Source organism: Castellaniella sp. FW104-7C03 (assembly GCF_040276085.1).
GTDB lineage: Bacteria > Pseudomonadota > Gammaproteobacteria > Burkholderiales > Burkholderiaceae_B > Castellaniella.
In genome coordinates this window covers 345,269-363,658 of the sequence record NZ_JBELOK010000001.1, presented here as the reverse complement: position 1 = coordinate 363,658, position 18,390 = coordinate 345,269, and the positions used below count along the sequence as shown (strand labels likewise).

The 18,390-nt window shown below is 59.9% G+C and carries 23 protein-coding genes; 11 read left to right on the top strand and 12 right to left on the bottom strand.

Annotated elements, in window-relative coordinates; all coding sequences use genetic code 11:
- Window positions 1-6: 6 nt before the first annotated feature.
- From ABS758_RS01665 to ABS758_RS01640, 6 genes are all read left to right on the top strand, one after another.
- A complete protein-coding gene (locus ABS758_RS01665) occupies window positions 7-282 on the top strand; it encodes a DUF493 family protein (RefSeq protein WP_350380055.1) in 276 nt (91 codons plus the stop codon).
- 9 nt (window positions 283-291) lie between these two features.
- On the top strand, window positions 292-975 hold the full coding sequence (gene lipB / locus ABS758_RS01660) for a lipoyl(octanoyl) transferase LipB (protein ID WP_350380053.1): 684 nt from the start codon (window positions 292-294) through the stop codon (window positions 973-975).
- Entirely contained in the window at window positions 956-1,747 is a 792-nt protein-coding gene (locus ABS758_RS01655; protein ID WP_350380052.1) for an enoyl-CoA hydratase, read from the top strand. Before lipB ends, ABS758_RS01655 begins: the two co-directional genes overlap by 20 nt.
- A gap of 96 nt (window positions 1,748-1,843) precedes the next feature.
- Window positions 1,844-2,713, top strand: a complete 870-nt coding sequence (locus ABS758_RS01650; RefSeq protein ID WP_350380049.1) for an SUMF1/EgtB/PvdO family nonheme iron enzyme — start codon at window positions 1,844-1,846, stop codon at window positions 2,711-2,713.
- A gap of 141 nt (window positions 2,714-2,854) precedes the next feature.
- Complete coding sequence (gene nirK / locus ABS758_RS01645; RefSeq protein ID WP_350380047.1) at window positions 2,855-3,937, top strand: copper-containing nitrite reductase; 1,083 nt, start codon at window positions 2,855-2,857, stop codon at window positions 3,935-3,937.
- 49 nt (window positions 3,938-3,986) lie between these two features.
- Entirely contained in the window at window positions 3,987-4,307 is a 321-nt protein-coding gene (locus ABS758_RS01640; RefSeq protein ID WP_350380045.1) for a c-type cytochrome, read from the top strand.
- A 39-nt stretch (window positions 4,308-4,346) separates the two neighbouring features.
- Here ABS758_RS01640 and ABS758_RS01635 read toward each other — a convergent pair whose 3' ends face one another.
- On the bottom strand, window positions 4,347-5,384 hold the full coding sequence (locus tag ABS758_RS01635) for a C45 family autoproteolytic acyltransferase/hydrolase (RefSeq protein ID WP_350380042.1): 1,038 nt from the start codon (window positions 5,382-5,384) through the stop codon (window positions 4,347-4,349).
- On the bottom strand, window positions 5,381-6,247 hold the full coding sequence (locus ABS758_RS01630) for a MurR/RpiR family transcriptional regulator (RefSeq protein WP_350380040.1): 867 nt from the start codon (window positions 6,245-6,247) through the stop codon (window positions 5,381-5,383). The genes ABS758_RS01635 and ABS758_RS01630 overlap by 4 nt, the downstream gene beginning before the upstream one ends.
- 295 nt (window positions 6,248-6,542) lie before the next feature.
- Here ABS758_RS01630 and ABS758_RS01625 point away from each other — a divergent pair, with 295 nt between their 5' ends.
- Window positions 6,543-7,070, top strand: a complete 528-nt coding sequence (locus ABS758_RS01625; protein WP_350380038.1) for a carboxymuconolactone decarboxylase family protein — start codon at window positions 6,543-6,545, stop codon at window positions 7,068-7,070.
- Here ABS758_RS01625 and ABS758_RS01620 read toward each other — a convergent pair.
- Both ABS758_RS01620 and ABS758_RS01615 read right to left on the bottom strand, forming a co-directional pair.
- Window positions 7,067-7,621: a cob(I)yrinic acid a,c-diamide adenosyltransferase gene (locus ABS758_RS01620; protein ID WP_350380035.1), complete on the bottom strand. Its 555-nt coding sequence runs from the start codon at window positions 7,619-7,621 to the stop codon at window positions 7,067-7,069. The two genes, ABS758_RS01625 and ABS758_RS01620, sit on opposite strands and share 4 nt — an antisense overlap.
- A gap of 58 nt (window positions 7,622-7,679) precedes the next feature.
- Window positions 7,680-8,186 (bottom strand): GNAT family N-acetyltransferase, encoded by a 507-nt coding sequence (locus tag ABS758_RS01615; RefSeq protein ID WP_350380033.1) that lies wholly within the window; start codon window positions 8,184-8,186, stop codon window positions 7,680-7,682.
- Between the two features lie 115 nt (window positions 8,187-8,301).
- Between ABS758_RS01615 and ABS758_RS01610 the strand changes: the two genes are divergently transcribed.
- The gene (locus ABS758_RS01610) at window positions 8,302-8,604 is read left to right on the top strand and encodes a copper-binding protein (RefSeq protein WP_350380241.1); all 303 of its coding nucleotides are present in this window, start codon (window positions 8,302-8,304) and stop codon (window positions 8,602-8,604) included.
- A 112-nt stretch (window positions 8,605-8,716) separates the two neighbouring features.
- On the opposite strand, the gene hslU is transcribed toward ABS758_RS01610, so the two are convergent.
- The 5 genes from hslU to ABS758_RS01585 all read right to left on the bottom strand — a co-directional run bounded on the left by hslU (window position 8,717) and on the right by ABS758_RS01585 (window position 12,994).
- A complete protein-coding gene (hslU, locus tag ABS758_RS01605; RefSeq protein ID WP_350380030.1) occupies window positions 8,717-10,048 on the bottom strand; it encodes an ATP-dependent protease ATPase subunit HslU in 1,332 nt (443 codons plus the stop codon).
- A 7-nt stretch (window positions 10,049-10,055) separates the two neighbouring features.
- A complete protein-coding gene (gene hslV / locus ABS758_RS01600) occupies window positions 10,056-10,589 on the bottom strand; it encodes an ATP-dependent protease subunit HslV (RefSeq protein ID WP_350380028.1) in 534 nt (177 codons plus the stop codon).
- 164 nt (window positions 10,590-10,753) lie between these two features.
- Window positions 10,754-11,194 (bottom strand): RNA polymerase-binding protein DksA, encoded by a 441-nt coding sequence (dksA, locus tag ABS758_RS01595; RefSeq protein ID WP_350380025.1) that lies wholly within the window; start codon window positions 11,192-11,194, stop codon window positions 10,754-10,756.
- A gap of 78 nt (window positions 11,195-11,272) precedes the next feature.
- Window positions 11,273-12,373, bottom strand: a complete 1,101-nt coding sequence (locus ABS758_RS01590; RefSeq protein WP_350380023.1) for a CobW family GTP-binding protein — start codon at window positions 12,371-12,373, stop codon at window positions 11,273-11,275.
- A 123-nt stretch (window positions 12,374-12,496) separates the two neighbouring features.
- Window positions 12,497-12,994 (bottom strand): Fur family transcriptional regulator, encoded by a 498-nt coding sequence (locus tag ABS758_RS01585; RefSeq protein WP_350380021.1) that lies wholly within the window; start codon window positions 12,992-12,994, stop codon window positions 12,497-12,499.
- A gap of 209 nt (window positions 12,995-13,203) precedes the next feature.
- Here ABS758_RS01585 and ABS758_RS01580 point away from each other — a divergent pair, with 209 nt between their 5' ends.
- Genes ABS758_RS01580 through ABS758_RS01570 form a run of 3 tightly spaced genes read left to right on the top strand, consistent with a single transcriptional unit; the run spans window position 13,204 to window position 15,843 of the window.
- Window positions 13,204-13,956 carry a metal ABC transporter ATP-binding protein gene (locus ABS758_RS01580; RefSeq protein ID WP_350380018.1) on the top strand — a complete coding sequence of 251 codons (753 nt, stop codon included), beginning with the start codon at window positions 13,204-13,206 and terminating at the stop codon, window positions 13,954-13,956.
- Window positions 13,956-14,888, top strand: a complete 933-nt coding sequence (locus ABS758_RS01575; protein WP_350380239.1) for a metal ABC transporter permease — start codon at window positions 13,956-13,958, stop codon at window positions 14,886-14,888. Before ABS758_RS01580 ends, ABS758_RS01575 begins: the two co-directional genes overlap by 1 nt.
- Window positions 14,854-15,843 carry a metal ABC transporter solute-binding protein, Zn/Mn family gene (locus tag ABS758_RS01570; RefSeq protein ID WP_350380016.1) on the top strand — a complete coding sequence of 330 codons (990 nt, stop codon included), beginning with the start codon at window positions 14,854-14,856 and terminating at the stop codon, window positions 15,841-15,843. Before ABS758_RS01575 ends, ABS758_RS01570 begins: the two co-directional genes overlap by 35 nt.
- A 1-nt stretch (window position 15,844) precedes the next feature.
- Here ABS758_RS01570 and xerC read toward each other — a convergent pair whose 3' ends face one another.
- From xerC to dapF, 3 genes are read right to left on the bottom strand one after another with little or no spacing between them, the layout of a single operon-like run.
- Window positions 15,845-16,810, bottom strand: a complete 966-nt coding sequence (gene xerC / locus ABS758_RS01565) for a tyrosine recombinase XerC (protein WP_350380013.1) — start codon at window positions 16,808-16,810, stop codon at window positions 15,845-15,847.
- An 8-nt stretch (window positions 16,811-16,818) separates the two neighbouring features.
- Complete coding sequence (locus ABS758_RS01560; protein WP_350380011.1) at window positions 16,819-17,499, bottom strand: DUF484 family protein; 681 nt, start codon at window positions 17,497-17,499, stop codon at window positions 16,819-16,821.
- Window positions 17,496-18,383 carry a diaminopimelate epimerase gene (gene dapF, locus ABS758_RS01555; protein WP_350380009.1) on the bottom strand — a complete coding sequence of 296 codons (888 nt, stop codon included), beginning with the start codon at window positions 18,381-18,383 and terminating at the stop codon, window positions 17,496-17,498. Before dapF ends, ABS758_RS01560 begins: the two co-directional genes overlap by 4 nt.
- Between the last annotated feature and the right edge of the window lie 7 nt (window positions 18,384-18,390).

Sequence of the window (18,390 nt, the reverse complement as noted above, 5' to 3'; positions counted from 1 at the left end):
CAGCGCATGTCCAGCCTCCCCCCCGAAGACTCCCTGATCCGTTACCCCTGCGACTTCCCCATCAAAGTGATGGGGAAGTCGCAGGATGTGTTTTTGCCGGCAATGTCGGCACTGGTGCAGGGTTTTGTCCCTGATTTCGACCCCGCCACCATCGAGGTTCGTCCCAGTCGCAGTGGCAATTATCTGGGTCTTACCCTCATGGTAAGAGTGCATTCGCGACAGCAACTCGACGACCTGTATCGTGCCCTGCATGGACACGAGCTGGTGTCTGTGGTGCTCTAGGGCAACACCATGCAGCTGCGCTGGCTGGATCGCCCCGCGCCATACCTGCCGGTGTGGGAGGCCATGCAGGCCTATACCGAAAACCGCACGGATCAGTCAGAGGACGCCCTTTGGCTGGTTGAGCACGCGCCGGTCTATACCCTGGGCCAGGCAGGGCTGGAGTCCCATATCCTCAACCCGCACGGGATCCCGGTGGTGCATTGCAATCGTGGGGGGCAAGTCACTTATCACGGCCCGGGGCAGGTGGTGCTCTATACGCTGGTAGATTTGCGCCGCAAAGGGATTTTTGTCCGGGACTACGTCAGCCTTCTTGAGCAGGCTGTTTTGGATACCTTGTCTGCGCTGGGGCTTTCACAGGCATGCCGCAAGCCGGGCGCCCCGGGTATCTATGTGCCGCAATCCGCGCTTGTCCAGCCACAAGGCGAGGCACTGGCCAAAATTGCTGCCTTGGGGATTAAGATCCGTCGTGGGTGCGCCTACCACGGGGTTGCGCTTAACGTGTCCATGGATCTCATACCGTTTCTTGGCATCAACCCCTGCGGATATGCAGGCTTGCAGACGGTTGATTTGCAGTCTTGCGGGATCCGTGCCAATCTCTTTGATGTAGGCAATTTGCTGGCCCAGCACTTCAGGCAGGCTTGGCAGGCTGACCACTCTCAAGGAGACCTTGCACATGTCACACTCACCCGATGATCTGGTGCTTGTTGAGCGCTACCAAGACGTGCTCACGCTGACGCTGAACCGGCCCGACCAGTTCAATGCCATGTCAGAAGACATGCTCGATGCGCTGCAGGTGCAACTGGACGCCTGCCGCGACGACGCTGCTTTGCGTGCCGTCGTTCTGGCAGCCCGGGGACGAGCCTTTTGTGCGGGTCACGACCTTAAACAGATGCGCACTCACGAAGGCGATGCTGATTACTATCGCGAGCTGTTTACCCGCTGCGGCCGGGTGATGCAGGCCCTGGTAGCGTGCCCTGTGCCCGTGATTGCGCGTGTGCATGGCACCGCCACGGCGGCTGGCTGCCAACTGGTGGCCAGCTGTGATCTTGCTGTGGCGGCCGACAGCGCGCGTTTTGCAGTATCCGGCATCAATGTCGGGTTGTTTTGTTCGACACCCGCTGTGGCACTGACACGTAATGTGCCGCTTAAAAATGCCTTCGAAATGCTGGTAACAGGGCAGTTCATCAGCGCTGCCCGGGCCGTCGATACCGGCCTGATCAATCATGCCGTACCTGACGATCAGCTGGACGTGGCGGTTGCCGGGCTGGTGGACACTATTTTGGCCAAGAGCCCGGTGGCGGTTCGCATTGGCAAGGCGATGCTGTATCGGCAGTTGAACATGCCGTTATCTCAGGCCTACGAGTACGCCGCCGGCGTGATGACCGAAAACATGCTCACCGATGATGTCTCCGAGGGCATTGATGCCTTCATGCAGAAACGGCCGCCTCGCTTTACTGGTAAATAAGAGGTTGAATAAGGGTTATCCCTTGGGTTTTTGACCCATCTCAAAATGGTTGTGAGGGGTTGCAGGTTCAATAAGAGGGTACTTCCGGAGCCCCCTATGACAGCACCCTCATCAGCCCTCAATCCGCACTCTTTTTTTCGCCCCGCGTGGCTGCGCCATTGGGTGCGAGCGGCATACTCTTTTACGGGTGTTGTGCTCTTGTCTGGTGTGGCTGCCACACCGTGTGCCTTGGCCTCGGCGCTTGAGACAGTGGTGATTCCGCACGGCACCTTTACCTACCAGGCGCCTGGCGAGTTTCTGGCGCATGGCACGCCTGTGGATGCTCCCATGATCCAGGGGATGGTGGGCAGCGGCCGCGCGATCATGCGTCGTCAGGTGAGCCAGGCCGAATACGCCGGCTGTGTGCAGGCGGGGGCCTGCAAGCCCCTGGACAAAGGCTTTCGGTCCTTGAATTCTCCGGATTTGCCCGCTGTGGGCGTCAGCTGGGCAGACGCCACAGCGTATGCGGCCTGGTTGTCGCAACAAACAGGGCATACCTGGCGCCTGCCGGAGTATGCCGAGTGGGTGCGTGCCGCCGCCGATCGCTATCGCCCGGAAGGCGCCTTGCCGTCCGATCCGTCCGATCCGTCCGTGCGTTGGCTGGCCCAATATGATCGCGAAATCATTCGTGCCCGGGGCCGTATCAAGGCTGCTCAGCCGTTTGGCCATTTTGGACTTAACACGCTGGGTCTGAGCGATATGGCCGGCAATGTCTGGGAGTGGACCAACACCTGCTTTGTCAGCCACCGGGTTGGAGCACTGGATCTGGCGCCTCGTGAGAACTGCAGTGTACGGATCCTTGCCGGTGCTCATATTGCCGCCATGCCCGACTTCATCCGCGACCCGCGCAATGGCGCCTGCTCGATTGGTTTACCTCCCGCCAATCTGGGGTTTCGTCTGATTCGTGAAAACGCAACAGCTTCCTGATGCAGTTTGCGCCAGATCAAACTTTGTTCATCAACATTAACCTTTGCTGAATAAGTTTGATCTGGCGCAATAAGGGTTAACCCAGCCCATGTCACGATGGTGTTGTCGAACAAGACGACATTATCAAACAGGGAGTTGTATATGAAGGTCTTTCGTCTGTGTATGGCCGCCACGGCTTTGGCTTCGTTGTTGGCTGGTGGTGCAGCGTTGGCAGACCCCGCGGATGCCCTGGAGCATATCCGCCCGATGCTGGTCGCCCCGCCCAACGTGATGGCTCATGAGCAAGCCACCACAGCCAAGCCGCGGGTTGTCGAGTTCACCATGACGATTGAGGAAAAGCAGATTGTCATTGATGAAGAAAACGGTACAACGCTGCAGGCAATGACCTTCAATGGCACGATGCCCGGACCAACCATGGTGGTGCATGAGGGTGATTATGTTCAGCTGACGCTCATCAATCCCACTAAAAACACGCTTGAGCACAACATCGATTTTCATGCCTCTACCGGGGCCTTGGGGGGCGGTGCGCTTACCAAGATCAAGCCGGGCGAGCAAACCGTGTTGCGCTTCAAGGCTGATCGCACAGGTGCGTTTATCTACCATTGCGCCCCCGAAGGCATGGTGCCCTGGCATGTGGTATCGGGCATGAGCGGCACGTTGATGGTGCTGCCTCGAGAAGGCCTGAAAGACGGCGACGGCAACAAGCTGCACTACGACAAAGCCTACACGATTGGCGAGTTCGATCTCTACATCCCCAAGGACGAAGAAGGTAATTTCAAGTCGTACGCAACGCCGCTTGAAAGCTATGGCGATACGGTCGAGACCATGCGCAAGCTGGTGCCTTCGCATGTGGTGTTCAACGGCAAGGTGGGCGCACTCACCGGAGAAGGTGCCCTGACAGCCAAAGTGGGTGAGTCAGTGCTGTTTATCCATTCGACAGCCAACCGCGACACGCGTCCGCACCTGATTGGTGGCCATGGGGATTACGTCTGGGCAACCGGCAAGTTCATCAACCGTCCCGAGCGCAATCTCGAAACCTGGTTCATCCCGGGTGGCACGGCAGGGGTTGCTTTGTACACCTTCAAGCAGCCTGGCGTGTATGCCTACGTCAATCACAACCTGATCGAGGCCTTCGAGCTGGGTGCGGCAGGCCACGTCAAGGTCGAGGGCAAATGGGACAACGACCTCATGAAGCAAGTGGTGGCCCCAAGCCCCATCCCCTGACGCACTTTTTCTAATACACCACGTACCAATTACTCGCGGAGATTTTCAGATGTTCATCAAATCCCTAAGCACCGTTGCCCTGGGCCTGGCACTGCTGCCCGCCTTGTCGATGGCCAGCGATGGCGGCACGCTCAAACAAGGCGAAAAGCTGTATAAATCGGCGTGCATCGCCTGTCATAGCACGGGTGCTGCCAATGCGCCCAAACTGGGCAACAAAAAGGCCTGGGAGCCCATTATCGCCCGTGGCATGGATGAAATGATGTCTGTGGCCACGCATGGCAAGGGTGCCATGCCGGCTCGTGGCGGTACCAAGGCGGATGATGCCGCCTTGCGTGCCGCCGTAGAGTACATGGTCAGCCGCGTGCGCTAAGCCTTGCGGCGGTGTGTGGTGTAGCCCGGCCGTTTTGATTCAGGTCTGCCGATGCAGGCCGTCAAAACGAAACAGCGGCTGTTGTTGGCCGGGCTCGTAGACAAGCCACTGTGGGGTATCACTCGAGAGGTTGATATGCACGGTGGCCATGGTGTTTTCGTGGTCGGTATCTTGGGCTGACAGGCGCAGAATCGGCTCTTGTGCATCACTGGTGTCGCGGAGAATCTCCAGGGCGTCGGTGGTGTCTTGCGCGAGTGTGTCGCCCCGTTGCTGCCGGTGTTGCGACGATGCCGTAATGACCTGCGCCAACCCCTGCTGGGTGTCGTGGATGGCATGGTTAGCATGCACGCGGCACCCCTGGCGCACGGGCTGCACAGACACGGCCCCTTGGGTGAACTCGACACTGAAGCTGGCGGGTGCGCCCGCCTGGCCAATCCCCAGATGAAACGCCCCCATGCGTGGGTGCTTGCGCAAGATGGTGATCGCTTGTGCGGGCGATTGTGAGGCCAGCAAGGCGCGGGTGAGCATCATGCGGGGCAAGCCCGTAGCCTGCGCTCCTTGTGCGCGGATATTGTTGACGGTGATGGCAACGCCTGCCTGGTTTACCGCAAAGGTGTGTCCGGGCAAGGAGCCTGGATAGACAAACGAGACAAAGGCGGGTGCGTCAATGGGCCGAACCCGGGCCAGCCCGCAGGCACCCGCAAATCCGGGGTCTCCGTCTTCGTTGTGGCTGAGGGACTGTGGCTGTAGCACTGTGGTGCAGCCATCTGGCACCATTGCCCAGAGATCCCCCCGGCAATTCCATAAAAACACATCCTGGCTGGGCAGGCCCAGGCCTTCGGCAAGGCCTGTGAGTTCGCGCTCTATCCACGGAAAATGGCGATGCAGGAGATCGTGCAGGGCGCCGATGCCCGGGTGATCTCGAAATGCCATGACTTGCGCCCAGGCAGCAGACTGCACCAGGTGTCGCTGACAGGCATCGGCCCCCCATTGTCCCAGTGCCAGGCCAATCTCGTAGTGAGAGCCGTGTGCGTCCAGCCACGACAGGGAAGGATCAGGGGATAAATCAGGCATCATAGATAAGCGCCAGTGGCGTGCAGCTGTGCTTCGGCTTGGGAAAGCGCCTTGATGGCGGACCCGCCGCTGTGCACCAGCCATTGTTGGGCCAGCATTTCGATCAATGACTGCAGGGCGACTGTTGAGGGGAAAAACGAGGGCCCCTGGACGGATGCAATGAGGATATGGTCGGCCAGCAAGGCAATGGGCGCAACCTGGCTGTCGCAAAGTGCCAACAGAGTGCATCCGCGCTGGCGTGCTGCCTGGGCAACCGCCAGGATCTCACGCGAGTAGGGCGTATAGCTGATGACAATAACGGTGTCCTCAGGCTGCAGATGGTGCAGAGCCAGGCTCATGGTGCCCCCGGCATTGTGCAGCAGATGAACGTTGGGGTGAAATAGGCTGCACAAGTAACACAGGCTGAATGCTGGTGGGTACGACGACCGAAAGCCGGCGATGGCGATGCGCTTGGCCTTGACCAGGTGTGCCACGGCCCGCTGCATGGCCTGGTGGTTGGCAGACTCGAGGCTGGCGATATTGCGCGCCTGTTGGCTGCTTGCAGTGTGCCAGTTGGCCTCGCCGGGCTCGGGGCGCTCGAGTAGCGATTGTGCGCGAGCAGTGTAACTGTTGGGATTGTGTTGGAGGTCGCGGGTGAACACCGCTTTTAGCGTTTCCCAGCCCGGATAGCCTAGATGCTGTGCCAGCCGCACCAATGTGGCTGGCTGTACTTCGGCTTGCAAGGCCAGTTTGCGGGCTGAAAGCGTGGATACCTGCGCAGGATGGTCGATGAGGTATCGGGCAGCCTGCTGAAACTGCGGACTAAGCTGGTTATACAGCGACTGAATATGTTGAATCAGCGCGTCAGGCGTAGCAGGTGGCGGCATAAGAAAGCAGATGGGCAGTCGTGGAAAATTGGATTGAATGTTTCATAATATATGATATCAGAAACATTTGTTGAATATAACTTATCGTGTTGTGTAATGGTTATCAGCCCCAATGCCCGATCATGACTCAGTCTTTTCCTTGTCAGTCCCAGCATACGCCGAAAAATGCAGGGGACGCCTGGGGAGTTTCCCTGTCTGATAATATCCATCCCAGTGTTGCAGGCTGCGGTCTGCCGGATGTATCGGCTGCTTGTTAGTTGCTTTGCCGGATGGCCGGCATTACACGGAGGTTCTCATGGCCCGATTGCCATATGCAGATTTAAGCCAAAAGGGCGCCGCTGCCCTGGCGCAACGCATCACTGCCGAGCGCGGCAGTGTGCTTCACTTGTATCAGATGCTCTTGCATAGCCCGCCCGTGGCGCAGGGCTGGCTCGGCTATCTCACTGCGATCCGGCAGCAGTCCGGGCTGGATGGCGCCTTGCGAGAGTTGGTGATCATGCGCATTGCCCATCTCAATCGCGCGCCCTACGAAGCTGATCAGCATGCGCCCATTGCGCTGTCCGAGGGGCTCAGCCAGGATCAACTCAACGGTGTGGCATTGTCTCCGGTGCCCTCGGGGATATTTGATGCGCGCCAGCAGGTGGTGCTGGCCTATGTGGATGCGATGACATTATCTGTGCAGGTTTCAGACAGCGTGTTTCAGGAAGTCCGCCAGTGGTTTTCCGATACCGAGATCGTTGAGCTCACCGCCACGATTGCGGCGTACAACATGGTGTCGCGTTTTCTCGAGGCATTACAGGTGCATTCGGAAGACGCACGTTAAGGTTGGCTGGCAGGGTTTCGCCACAGGACATCAGACGTCTGGGCTGTGCGGTTCAGCTGGCGGGCCAGCACAAAACAAAGGTCTGACAAGCGGTTCAGGTAATGACGCACGGGCGTATTGACGGTGTCGTGATGCGACAGGGCCACCACGGATCGTTCTGCGCGTCGTGCCACCGTGCGGCACATGTGGGCGTGTGCGGCGGCCAGGCAGCCCCCGGGCAGGATGAACTCCCGCAATGGTTCAAGGTTTGCGTTGTAGTGTGTCAGTGCTTTGTCCAGCCGCTCAACATGCGCGGCCTGCAGCGACGTCCAGCCCGGAATGCTTAGTTCTGCACCCAAATCAAAGAGATCGTTCTGGATTTGTGCCAGAAGTGAGTCGATATCGGCAGGCAAGCCCTGAGCGCGCCAGAGGCCGATGGCGCTGTTCAGTTCATCGACATCCCCCAGTGCAACAATGCGCGGTGCGTCCTTGGATACCCGACTTTTGTCACCCAGGCCGGTGGTGCCATCATCCCCGGTGCGGGTGGCCACAATTGAAACGCGAACAGACATACCAATCTCCTGGGTTTTGCCAGGGTACGCGCCCGCGTGCCCTCTGGCTGAAAGTGCCTTAGGGCTGTGTGGCCAGACGCTGCAGCGCATCGCCCGTGACGCGCACCATACGCCAGTCGTCAAGAATCTCTGCACCATGATGCTTGTAAAAGTCGATGGCGTTCTGGTTCCAGTCGAGCACTACCCACTCGAAGCGGCCACAACCCAGCTCAAGGGCTTTGGCGGCCAGGTGTTTCAGTACCCAGCCCCCCAAGCCGCGACCACGATGGGCGGGTGAAATATACACGTCTTCGAGGTACAGCCCGCGCCGGTCGAGAAAGCTGGAATAGTTGTGAAACCACATAATGTACGAAATCGCGGTCTCGGGTGCGGCTTCTGTGGTAATCACAAGGCAGTGGGCGGCGGGCTCAGGGCCAAAAAAACTGGCCTGCAAGGTAGCTGGCGTGGCCTTGAAAATATCCGTCAGTTTTTCAAACTGCGCCATCTCGAGCATCAGCCCGTAGATGGCGGGAATATCGGATGCGGTGGCAGGCCGCAGGATGTAGCCGGAAATGGGGGTAGGCAAAATAAACTCTGTTTGGCGTTATGCTAGATTCAAACCCCAAGGAGTTTAGCTTATGTCTTTTTTGTGTTTCGTTGTGGTGAGCCTGACGGCTGCTGCACGCCGCTTGCTGGGCAGGATGCCCCGGAAAGGCGGCGCGGTCTTGCTGGCTTCGGTGCTGGCGATAGGGGTACCAGTAGCCGTGGTTCAGGCCCAGTCTGTGCAGGCCCAGGCCAGTGGCACTGTGGTGCGGGTAACACCCGATAAGGGCAAGATCACAATTCGTCACTCCGCAATCAGCAAGCTCGATTTGCCTGCCATGACGCTTGTGTATCACCTGGATCCCACCTTGTTGGCGGGTGTTCAGCCTGGCGACAAAGTGGATTTCACCGCCGAACGTCGCAACGGCCAGTATTGGGTGGTCAAACTCGAGAAGCAATAAAAAAATCCCCCCGTGCAGTGTTGCAAAACGGGGGGCTGGGCCAGGCCACTGTGTTTACCGTGTGCGGCAGGCAAGATCAGCGTGCGGCGTGGCTGGCACGCCGGCGGCATGATTACAGTACGTAGCGGGCAAGATCCTGGCTGCCGGCCGCCTCGGCCAGCTTGTCATTGACGTATGCCGCATCAATCACCACAGATTCGGCGCCCGGGTTGGATGCTTCAAACGAGAGGTCTTCGAGCAGCTTTTCCATGATGGTGTACAGGCGGCGCGCACCAATATTTTCGGTGCGTTCATTGACTTCAAAGGCCAGCTCTGCCAGACGCTGGATGCCCTCTTCGGTGAACTCGAGCGTGACGTCTTCAGTGGCCATCAGGGCGCCGTATTGCTTGGTCAAAGCGGCATCCGTGGTGCTTAGGATGCGCACGAAATCCTGTGTCGACAAAGAGTCGAGTTCGACCCGGATGGGAAACCGGCCTTGAAGCTCGGGGATCAGATCGGATGGCCGCGCCAGATGAAACGCCCCTGAGGCAATAAACAGGATGTGGTCTGTATGCACTATGCCGTATTTGGTGTTTACAGTGGTGCCTTCGACCAGCGGCAAAAGGTCGCGCTGAACCCCCTGGCGGGAGACATCGTTGCCACTGGCTTCCTGGCGGTTGGCAATCTTGTCGATTTCGTCGAGAAACACAATGCCGTGCTGCTCAACCAGTGTGACTGCCTGGGTGCGCAGGTCTTCTTCGTTGATGCGCCGACTGGCTTCTTCTTCAGTAAGCAGGCGAAACGCCTCTTTGACTGACAGCTTGCGTGATTTGGTTTTGCCCTGGGACAGGCCGGCAAACATGCCGCGCAGCTGCTCGGTCATTTCTTCCATGCCTGGTGGCGCCATGATTTCCATGTGGGCAGGGGCCTGCGCCACTTCGATATCGATCATGGTGTCGTCCAGCTTGCCCTCGCGCAGGCGCTTGCGAAACACTTGACGGGTATTGTTGTCTTCGCGCTCAGGCTGGCCCTGGGCGTTGCGCGGCGGTGGCAGCAGGGCGTCGAGGATGCGGTCTTCAGCTGCGTCCTCGGCTTGCGTGCGGACCCGGCGCATCTCGGTTTCGCGGGTTTGCTTGACAGCCACATCCACCAGATCGCGGATGATGGTGTCGACATCGCGCCCCACGTAGCCCACTTCGGTGAATTTGGTGGCTTCGATCTTGATAAACGGCGCGTTGGCCAGGCGTGCCAGACGCCGGGCGATTTCTGTCTTGCCCACGCCGGTGGGCCCGATCATCAGGATGTTCTTGGGTACGATCTCGTTGCGTAGTGGTTCGGCCACCTGCTGGCGACGCCAACGGTTGCGCAAGGCCACCGCCACTGAGCGCTTGGCCTTGTCCTGGCCGACGATGTGCTTGTCCAGCTCCGAGACAATTTCTTTTGGGGTCATGGGTGTGGAGGACATGGCAGGCCTATAGCGTTTCAACAATGTGGTTTTGGTTGGTATAGATGCAGAGGTCGCCGGCAATTTCGAGCGATTTTTTGACCACTTCGGCCGGAGACAGATCCGTGGCATCCAGCAGGGCTCTGGCTGCTGATTGCGCGTAGGCCCCGCCCGAGCCGATGGCTGCGATGCCGTGCTCGGGTTCGAGCACATCGCCGTTGCCCGTCAGGATCAGGGTGTGGTCTTGGTCGGCTACGATCAACATGGCTTCCAGGCGCCGCAGGACGCGGTCGGTGCGCCAGTCGCGGGTGAGTTCGACGGCTGCACGCATCAGGTGGCCCTGATGCTTCTCCAGCTTGGCCTCAAAGCGCTCTTGCAGTGTGAAGGCATCCGCAGTAGCCCCGGCAAAGCCGGCCAGTACCTTGTCGTGATACAAGCGGCGGATTTTGCGGGCTGTGCCCTTGATGACGATGTCGCCCAGTGTGACTTGGCCATCGCCGCCCAGAGCGACATCGCTGCCGCGTCGGACACAAACGATGGTGGTGGCGTGAAATTGTTCCATGGTGATCTCTTGGTCCAGAACCAGAGAGATGGGGACACCAGAGGGAAATTTCAAGGGTGAGGGTGGCAAGGCAAGTGCCTGGCACAGGGCCACGGGGTGGCGAGAGGTGCTGGCAGCCAGGCAGCGCCCGTGTGGGCTGTGAGGCTGCCTGTTTGCCGTCTGGCTTAGTCGCCGTAAAGCTTTTGGCGCATTTCGCGCCGCTCTTGGGCTTCGAGTGACAAGGTGGCGGTGGGCCGGGCCAACAGACGCGGCACGCCGATGGGCTCGCCGGTTTCTTCGCACCAGCCGTATTCACCGGCATCGATGCGCGCGATGGCCTGCTGCACTTTTTTCAGCAGCTTGCGTTCGCGGTCTCGGGTGCGCAGCTCGAGGGCGTGTTCTTCCTCGATGGTGGCGCGGTCGGCGGGATCGGGCACGTATTGGGTTTCGCGCAGGTTTTCGGTGGTAGCCCCTGCGTTGGTCAGGATTTCGTGCTCGAGCTGGTGCAGCCGATCGCGGAAGAACGCCAGTTGGGCGCTGTTCATGTAGTCCTTGTCGGACATTGCCAAGAGTTCTTTTTCGGTGAGGGCTTTGGCTGCCGATTTGGTGCCTGATTTGCTAGCCATGTTGTGTCCTTCCTTATTATTTGCCTGGAACTGTCGTCCGCATCCCATTGATGATGCGGGGCAGCGTGGGGTGGGCGGTCAGGCCAGGCATTGCTCTAGCCCCTGAGTAAAGATGTCTTGAGGCAGTTTACGGCCAATGAACACCAGTCGGGTATTCGGTTTTTCACTGGCTTTCCAGGGGGTACCGGGTTCGGCCCCCATCATCATGTGGACGCCCTGGAACACCATGCGGCGTTTGATGCCCTTGATGTACAGGATGCCTTTGTAGCGAAGCAGATCCGGGCCATACACCTGAACAATGCCACCAAGAAAGTCTTCAAGGCGCTCGGGGTCAAAGGGCCGGTTGGCACGAAACACAAAAGCGCCGATGTCGTCGCTGTGATGGGCGTGATGGTGGTCGTGATGATCGTGGGTGCACCCGGTGCCACATACGTGGCCGTCCTCGTCGTGCTCGTGGTCATGGTCGTGATGATCGTGATCGTGGGCGTCTTCTTCGGCCAGGAACTCGGGATCGATATCGAGGATGGCGTCGAGGTTGAAGCCACTGACATCCAGCAGCGTGTTGAGATCGGTTTCGCCAAAGTGCACGGGCGCAATCGATGCCCGTGGATTGATGTGCAACAGGCGCGCACGCAGGGCTTCGTAATCGGCGTCGTTGACCAGATCTTTTTTGGAAATGAGGATGCGATCGGCAAAGCCGACTTGCCGCTGGGCTTCTTCCTGGCGATCCAGGGTAGCCATCCCGTGTTTGGCGTCAACCACGGTGATGACGGCATCCAGGCGGTAGGCCTCGGCGATGTCGTCATCCATGAAAAACGTCTGGCACACGGGGCCCGGGTTGGCCATGCCGGTGGTTTCGATGATGACGCGATCAAACTGGATGGCCCCGGCCTTGCGGCGGGAGGAGAGGTCGTTGAGCGTGCGGATGAGATCACCGCGCACGGTACAGCACACGCAGCCGTTGCTGAGTTCGACGATCTGTTCGTCGCGATCCTGCACCAGCACATCGTTGTCGATGTTTTCTTCGCCAAACTCGTTTTCGATCACGGCGATTCGCTGGCCGTGGAATTCGGTAAGAATACGTCGCAACAGCGTGGTTTTTCCTGAGCCAAGAAAGCCGGTGAGGATGGTAACCGGGATCATGGTGTCGATGGATCGGGCAGTATCAGCAGTGTTCATGGTTAGACCTTTGATTGATGCATGTGCCAGGACAAGCAAACCGACCTGAATCAGGTTTTTAGGTTTGTGATGCTTGTCAAGTGCGTGATGCAATCAGCATGCGATTACATCATAGGCAGGGGTTTAGGGCAAACCTGCCTCGGTGGAGGGCGAAGGGTTGGCCAGGCAGCGGGCGCAGATTGCACGCAGTTCGGTCTCGTGGCCGTCCAGCGCAAAGCCTGTTTGTGCCACGCAGTCGGCCAACCGCTGGCTGAGATCCGGGTCGCTTAGTTCGGCCACCGTGCCGCAGCGGATACAGACGATGAGCAAGTCGTGGCGCGTGCCGCCGGCATCGGTGCAGGCCGTCCAGGCGTTGATGGCGTCCAGGCGGTGGATCAGGCCTTGCTCGGTGAGGAAATCCAGCGCCCGGTACACCGTGGGAGGGGCCACGCCGGGGGTGCTGGTGCGCAAGGCATCGAGAAGCTCGTAGGCTTTCAGGCTGCCATGGTGCCGCAACAGGGTTTCCAATACGCGCTTGCGCAACGGCGTCAGCCGCGAGCCGCGCTGCGAACAGAGATGCTCGGCCGTCAGCAGTTGATGCTGAATTTTTGCCGAAGAATGAGAATGTGCCTGGGTACCCATAATAGTTATGTTATAACATAACAAATCATCCTGATCACCAGCCGTCTCCGGCCACGTCTACTGCTTTCACTTGCCATGCGCTTATTGTTCACTCGTCGCCACCCGCGCACTTACCGGGGGTCTGCCTTGCTGTTATCGGCGGGATGTCGCATGCGGCGCGTGACCTGGGCGTTGCTGCTGCTTTGGGCGCTCACCTTCTGGGCATTGTGATGCAAACTCCCCAGCCGGCCAAGGCCGCTGCCCAGCAAGCTGCGCCTGCCATCGAGCTGCAGCAAGTGTGGCTGGGCTGGCGCGATCACATTGCCGTGCGCGATGTCAGCGGTCAGTTTGTCCGCGGCTCTTTCACTGCGGTGGTGGGCCCCAACGGGGCAGGCAAATCTACACTGGTCAAAACCTTGGCCGGGCAACTCAGCCCACTGCGGGGGCATATTCAAACCGCACCAGATCTCTCGGGCAATCTGGGCTGCCTGCCTCAGGCGGCCGAGCTCGACACCAGTGTGCCTGTCAGCACCTTCGATCTGGTGGCCTTGGGCGCCTGGCATCGTTCCGGGGGGTGGCGCGGTCTGAGCTCATCTGACCTGAACGCTGTGGAAGCGGCCCTGCATACCGTGGGTTTGGCGGGGTTTGGCCATCAGCCGGTTGAGACGCTGTCGGGCGGGCAGCGGCAGCGGGCGCTGTTTGCGCGCCTGATGATGCGTGATGCGCAGGTGATTTTGCTGGATGAGCCCTTCGCGGCGGTCGACCATTCCACCACCGAAGATCTGCTGGCTTTATTGCAGCTGTGGCATGCGGAGGGCCGCACGATCATTGCCGTTCTGCATGATCTCGACATGGTGCGCAGCCATTTCCCAGATACCTTGCTGCTGGGTGGACAGGTGGTGGGGTGGGGGGCCACGGATCAGGTGCTGAATGCGGCCAATCTGCATCTGGCCCGCCATCTGTGCGCGGGGAGCCTGCCATGATGACCTTATGGCATGTGCTGGTACAGCCATTTATTGATTTTGGCTTTTTGCGCCGGGCACTGGCGGGTTCCTGGGCCTTGGCGTTTGCGGCCGGCCCTCTGGGGGTTTTTTTGGTGCTGCGCCGTCTCAGCCTGATGGGGGATGCCATGGCCCACGCGATCTTGCCGGGTGTGGCTGTGGGGTTTCTTACCGCTGGGCTGTCCATGACGGCCATGATGGTAGGGGGACTGATCACCGGGCTGGTGGTGGCGCTGCTGGCAGGGCTGGTGTCTCGCCTGACACCCTTGCGTGAGGACGCCAGTTTTGCGGCGTTCTATCTGGTGTCCCTGGGGCTTGGCGTCTTGCTGGTGTCGCTCAAGGGCACCAGCCAGGATCTCATGCATGTGCTGTTTGGCACTGTGCTGGGGCTCAGTCAGGCCGCCCTGATTCTTGTCACAGTCGTCAGCAGCATCACGTTGCTGGCGCTGGCAGCCATGTTTCGTGTGCTGGTTACCGAATGCCTGGATCCCTCGTTCTTGCGTGCTGAAGGACACATCGGCGCCTGGGCGCATATGGGGTTTTTGTTGCTGTTGGTGCTTAACCTGGTGGCGGGCTTTCAGGTGCTGGGCACCCTGATGGTGGTGGGCATCATGATGCTGCCGGCCACAGCTGCACGCTTCTGGGTGCGCTCCATCAGTGGCCAGATGATTTTGGCCGCTATGCTGGGGGCCCTGGCTTCTTATGCCGGTTTGTTGTTGTCTTATTACACCGATGTTGCGGCCTCGCCGGCCATTATCTTGGCGGCCGGGGCTGCCTATTTTGTATCCGTGGCATTGGGCCCCCATGGGGGGCTGGTGCAAACACTTCGGCAGGCGCGCACCCGGCGCGCCCGTTTATTGCAATCACTCAATCAGGCCCATGAAGACACTCATCCCAACAATCCGCTTGTCTAAGCGAGTGTCGCCGCCGGCGGTTTTCTTTACTGCCATCTGCCACGCCGGGCGTTGCCTGGTGTTATGCCTGCTGATGGTCCCTGCGCTTGTCATGGCGCAGACGGTCTCGGCGGAGGCTTCGGGCGGGACGGCGAAACCCCTGCGGGTGGTGGCATCGTTCTCTATTCTGGGTGATATGGTGCAGGTGGTGGGAGGCCCTGATATCCGGCTGGATGTGCTGGTGGGCCCTATGCAGGATGGTCACGGCTTTGAGCCCAGCCCACGGGATGCGCGGGTTCTGGGGGCTGCCCAGGTGCTGGTCATCAATGGGCTGGGTTTTGAAACCTGGCTGCCACGGCTGCAAGAGGCCTCGGGTTTTGCCGGGCTTGAAGTAGTGGCGTCGCAAGGTGTGCATGCACGGATGCTGAACGATGGCCAAGAGCCGGATCCGCATGCCTGGCAGGATTTGCGCAACGGGGTGCAGTATGTGCGCAACATTGCCGCCGGCCTTGCAAAGGCAGATCCTGCTCATGCGTCGGCATATGCGGCGCGGGCGCAAGCGTACATACAGCAGCTGCAGCAAGAAGATGCCCAGTGGCGCAGCGCCTTGTCTGCAATCCCGCCATTCCACCGGGTGCTGGCCACTTCGCATGATGCCTTTGGGTATCTTGGCGCCGCGTATGACATCCGCATTTTTTCGTTGGTAGGGATTTCAAGCCAGGCAGAACCATCCGCCAAAGACATGGCTGCCCTGTTGCAGGAGATTCGCACCGGACATGTGCGTGCCCTGTTTCTTGAGCAAGGCAGCATGTCTGCCGCCTTGAAGCAGATTGCCTCCGAAGCAGGAGTGTCGATAGGTGGCACCTTGTATGCCGATACGTTGAGCGCCAAAGGTGGCCAAGCCCCGAGCTATCTGGCCATGTTCCGCTGGAACACCCAACAATTGCTGACGGCGTTTTCAGAGCCCGCAAAGTAGTTCAGGGTTTGGTTTTTGGTTTGCGCCGGGCCCTGGGGTGGGCCTGGTCGTAGCTGCTGGCCAGGTGCTGGAAGTCCAGCCGTGTATAGATTTGTGTGGTGGAAATATTGGCGTGGCCCAGCAGTTCTTGCACGGCTCGCAAGTCTTGTGCCGATTGCAGCAGATGGCTGGCAAAGCTGTGCCTGAGGCTGTGCGGATGAACATGCAGGGGCAAACCTACGCGCTGGGCCAGGGTTTGGAGCTGCAACTCGACCACCCGCGGGCTGATGCGCTTGCCACGAACCCCCAAAAACAAAGCAGCCCGCGTGTCGGCGTCCGGGCTGGCCGGCAGCCAGGGTGTCCGCACCTGCAGCCAGGCCTGCACGGCATCTATGGCGTGGCGGCCCAGGGGTACGATGCGTGTCTTGTTGCCCTTGCCGCGCACAATCGCCTCGTGTTCGTCCAGCTGGATCCAGCTGTGGGATTCATATCCGGCTTCGCGCAAGGGTTGGCAGTCCAGCCCCACCAGTTCTGACAGGCGCAGCCCGGCGGAGTACAGCACTTCAAACATGGCCATATCGCGGTGTTCAACCGGTGTGGCGGCGGGTGGCAGGTGACTGCGGTCCAGCAATGCCTGTGCCTGATCAACAGACAAGGCCTTGGGCAGGCTGTGGGGGATACGCGGTGCACGCACGCCGGTGACTGGATTGCGGGCCAGGCCGGCCATCGGGGCGCGCCAGGCAAAATACGAGCGCCAGGCCGACAGGGTGCGGGCCAGGCTGCGCGGTTGCTGGCCTTGAGCATGCAATCGGCCCAGGGCCTGGCGGATCTGGTGCTCTTGTAGTGTGTCCAGGGGTTGGCCCGGGAAAATCGCGATCAAGGCATGGAGATCGCGTCGATAGGCGGCGATGGTGTGAGGCGAGTATCGCTGCCCGCCGGCCAGTTCCTGCAGCCATTGCTCGACAGTGGGCGCATCGACATCCGACATCTCGGGGCTCAGGCGACGTCTGGCGCCACCACCGCCAAACGGCCCAGTGCAGCGCCTGCCAGCGAGGCGATCAGTTGCAGGAAGTCGGTGCTCATGTCAGTCGTGAAGCGCTGCGGATCGGCCGAGCCCATGACCAGCAGCCCTACTGGCTGCTCTTGGTTGAGCGCACGCAGTGGCAGTATGGCCAGTGATGCCGGCTCTGTGGCCAGCCAGCCGGCTGCGGCCTGATCTTTGAGCGGGCCACAGTAGGGCTGTTGCAGCGCCGCGGCCTGCTGGCGGATCTCATCGTTGACATCCTGCGCCAGACCCGTGTCCGTCAAGGCGGGAAGATTCCATACGCGCAGGGCAATTGCGTCGAGATCGAATTGGTCAGTGAGGCTGCGGACGATGTGGGCAGGGATTTGCTGCGCGTCTGGTTCGGCCAGCATGCGGGCGCACCATTGCATGAGCGCCTGGTGGATGCGCTCGTTGCCGCCTGCGTGATGCAGCAACTGCATGAGCCGTTGTTCTTGCTCTTTTACGCGGCCTCGCAGGGTAAGAATCTGGCGCTCGCCCAGCGAAATGGCCCGGGCCTGATGTGGATGTGGCACCGTCAGAGAAGCAAACACATCAGCATGGTCTTCAAAGAACGCCGGGTTCTGACTGAGATAGTCGGCTACTTCCTGAGCGGTTAAGGCGTCTTGATTCATGTCTGTGTTCCGTTGAAAGTGGACAGGAGCTGGTCGATGTCGACTTGGCCGTGAAAGACTGTGACTGCCGCGCCGCGCATGTGAAGCGTCTGGCCGTCCCATTCGATGTGCAGTGTTCCGCCACGGGTGTCCACCTGCACAGGGCTATCCAGCAGGCCGCGGCGTATGCCGGCCACTGCCGCGGCGCAGGCCCCTGTGCCACAGGCCAGGGTTTCACCGGCACCGCGTTCGTAGACACGCAGGCGTATCTGGTGGCGATTGAGGATTTGCATGAAACCGGCATTTACCCGTCGGGCAAAGCGGGGATGGCTTTCGATGGCCGGGCCAATAAGGCCAACCGGATACGTCGCTACATCCTCCACCAGAACCACAGCGTGGGGGTTGGAGATGGCCACCAGTGAGCACCAGACGGGGTCGATGCCCGTACCTGGTTCCAGTTGGTACAGGGTGTCTCCGCCGGCTGTCTGGCTGGGTAGGCCGCTGGCATCAAAGGGCAGATCGGATGGTGCAAAACGGGTGCGTCCCATTTCGACGGACACCTGGCCGTCCTCGGCCTCGTGCAGCACGATCAGGCCTGTGGCGATTTCGGCCTTGAGCGGGTTGCGGCGCGACAGGCCCTGCTGATGCACGAAGCGCACAAAACAGCGGGCGCCGTTGCCGCAGTGTTCAACTTCGCTGCCGTCGGCATTAAAAATCCGGTAGCGAAAATCGGCTTCTGGATCGAGCGGGTTTTCGACCAGCAGGATCTGATCTGCGCCGATGCCAAAATGGCGATCGGCCAGCGCCCGGGCTTGTTGGGGTGTGAGATGTATGGCTTGCCGCACGCCGTCGAGTACGATGAAGTCGTTGCCGGCGCCCTGCATTTTGGTGAAGTTCCAGATCATGATTAGA

Coding starts and splice junctions, on each gene's coding strand:
- ABS758_RS01635 (WP_350380042.1), bottom strand. CDS start 5,384: ATGATGCCTGATTTATCCCCTGATCCTTCCCTGTCGTGGCTGGACGCA.
- ABS758_RS01575 (WP_350380239.1), top strand. CDS start 13,956: ATGACCTTATGGCATGTGCTGGTACAGCCATTTATTGATTTTGGCTTT.
- ABS758_RS01560 (WP_350380011.1), bottom strand. CDS start 17,499: ATGAATCAAGACGCCTTAACCGCTCAGGAAGTAGCCGACTATCTCAGT.
- dapF (WP_350380009.1), bottom strand. CDS start 18,383: ATGATCTGGAACTTCACCAAAATGCAGGGCGCCGGCAACGACTTCATC.
- ABS758_RS01585 (WP_350380021.1), bottom strand. CDS start 12,994: ATGGGTACCCAGGCACATTCTCATTCTTCGGCAAAAATTCAGCATCAA.
- ABS758_RS01630 (WP_350380040.1), bottom strand. CDS start 6,247: ATGCCGCCACCTGCTACGCCTGACGCGCTGATTCAACATATTCAGTCG.
- ABS758_RS01570 (WP_350380016.1), top strand. CDS start 14,854: ATGAAGACACTCATCCCAACAATCCGCTTGTCTAAGCGAGTGTCGCCG.
- ABS758_RS01580 (WP_350380018.1), top strand. CDS start 13,204: ATGCAAACTCCCCAGCCGGCCAAGGCCGCTGCCCAGCAAGCTGCGCCT.
- ABS758_RS01650 (WP_350380049.1), top strand. CDS start 1,844: ATGACAGCACCCTCATCAGCCCTCAATCCGCACTCTTTTTTTCGCCCC.
- hslV (WP_350380028.1), bottom strand. CDS start 10,589: ATGGAACAATTTCACGCCACCACCATCGTTTGTGTCCGACGCGGCAGC.
- ABS758_RS01610 (WP_350380241.1), top strand. CDS start 8,302: ATGCCCCGGAAAGGCGGCGCGGTCTTGCTGGCTTCGGTGCTGGCGATA.
- dksA (WP_350380025.1), bottom strand. CDS start 11,194: ATGGCTAGCAAATCAGGCACCAAATCGGCAGCCAAAGCCCTCACCGAA.
- xerC (WP_350380013.1), bottom strand. CDS start 16,810: ATGTCGGATGTCGATGCGCCCACTGTCGAGCAATGGCTGCAGGAACTG.
- ABS758_RS01625 (WP_350380038.1), top strand. CDS start 6,543: ATGGCCCGATTGCCATATGCAGATTTAAGCCAAAAGGGCGCCGCTGCC.
- ABS758_RS01620 (WP_350380035.1), bottom strand. CDS start 7,621: ATGTCTGTTCGCGTTTCAATTGTGGCCACCCGCACCGGGGATGATGGC.
- nirK (WP_350380047.1), top strand. CDS start 2,855: ATGAAGGTCTTTCGTCTGTGTATGGCCGCCACGGCTTTGGCTTCGTTG.
- ABS758_RS01655 (WP_350380052.1), top strand. CDS start 956: ATGTCACACTCACCCGATGATCTGGTGCTTGTTGAGCGCTACCAAGAC.
- ABS758_RS01665 (WP_350380055.1), top strand. CDS start 7: ATGTCCAGCCTCCCCCCCGAAGACTCCCTGATCCGTTACCCCTGCGAC.
- hslU (WP_350380030.1), bottom strand. CDS start 10,048: ATGTCCTCCACACCCATGACCCCAAAAGAAATTGTCTCGGAGCTGGAC.
- ABS758_RS01590 (WP_350380023.1), bottom strand. CDS start 12,373: ATGAACACTGCTGATACTGCCCGATCCATCGACACCATGATCCCGGTT.
- lipB (WP_350380053.1), top strand. CDS start 292: ATGCAGCTGCGCTGGCTGGATCGCCCCGCGCCATACCTGCCGGTGTGG.
- ABS758_RS01640 (WP_350380045.1), top strand. CDS start 3,987: ATGTTCATCAAATCCCTAAGCACCGTTGCCCTGGGCCTGGCACTGCTG.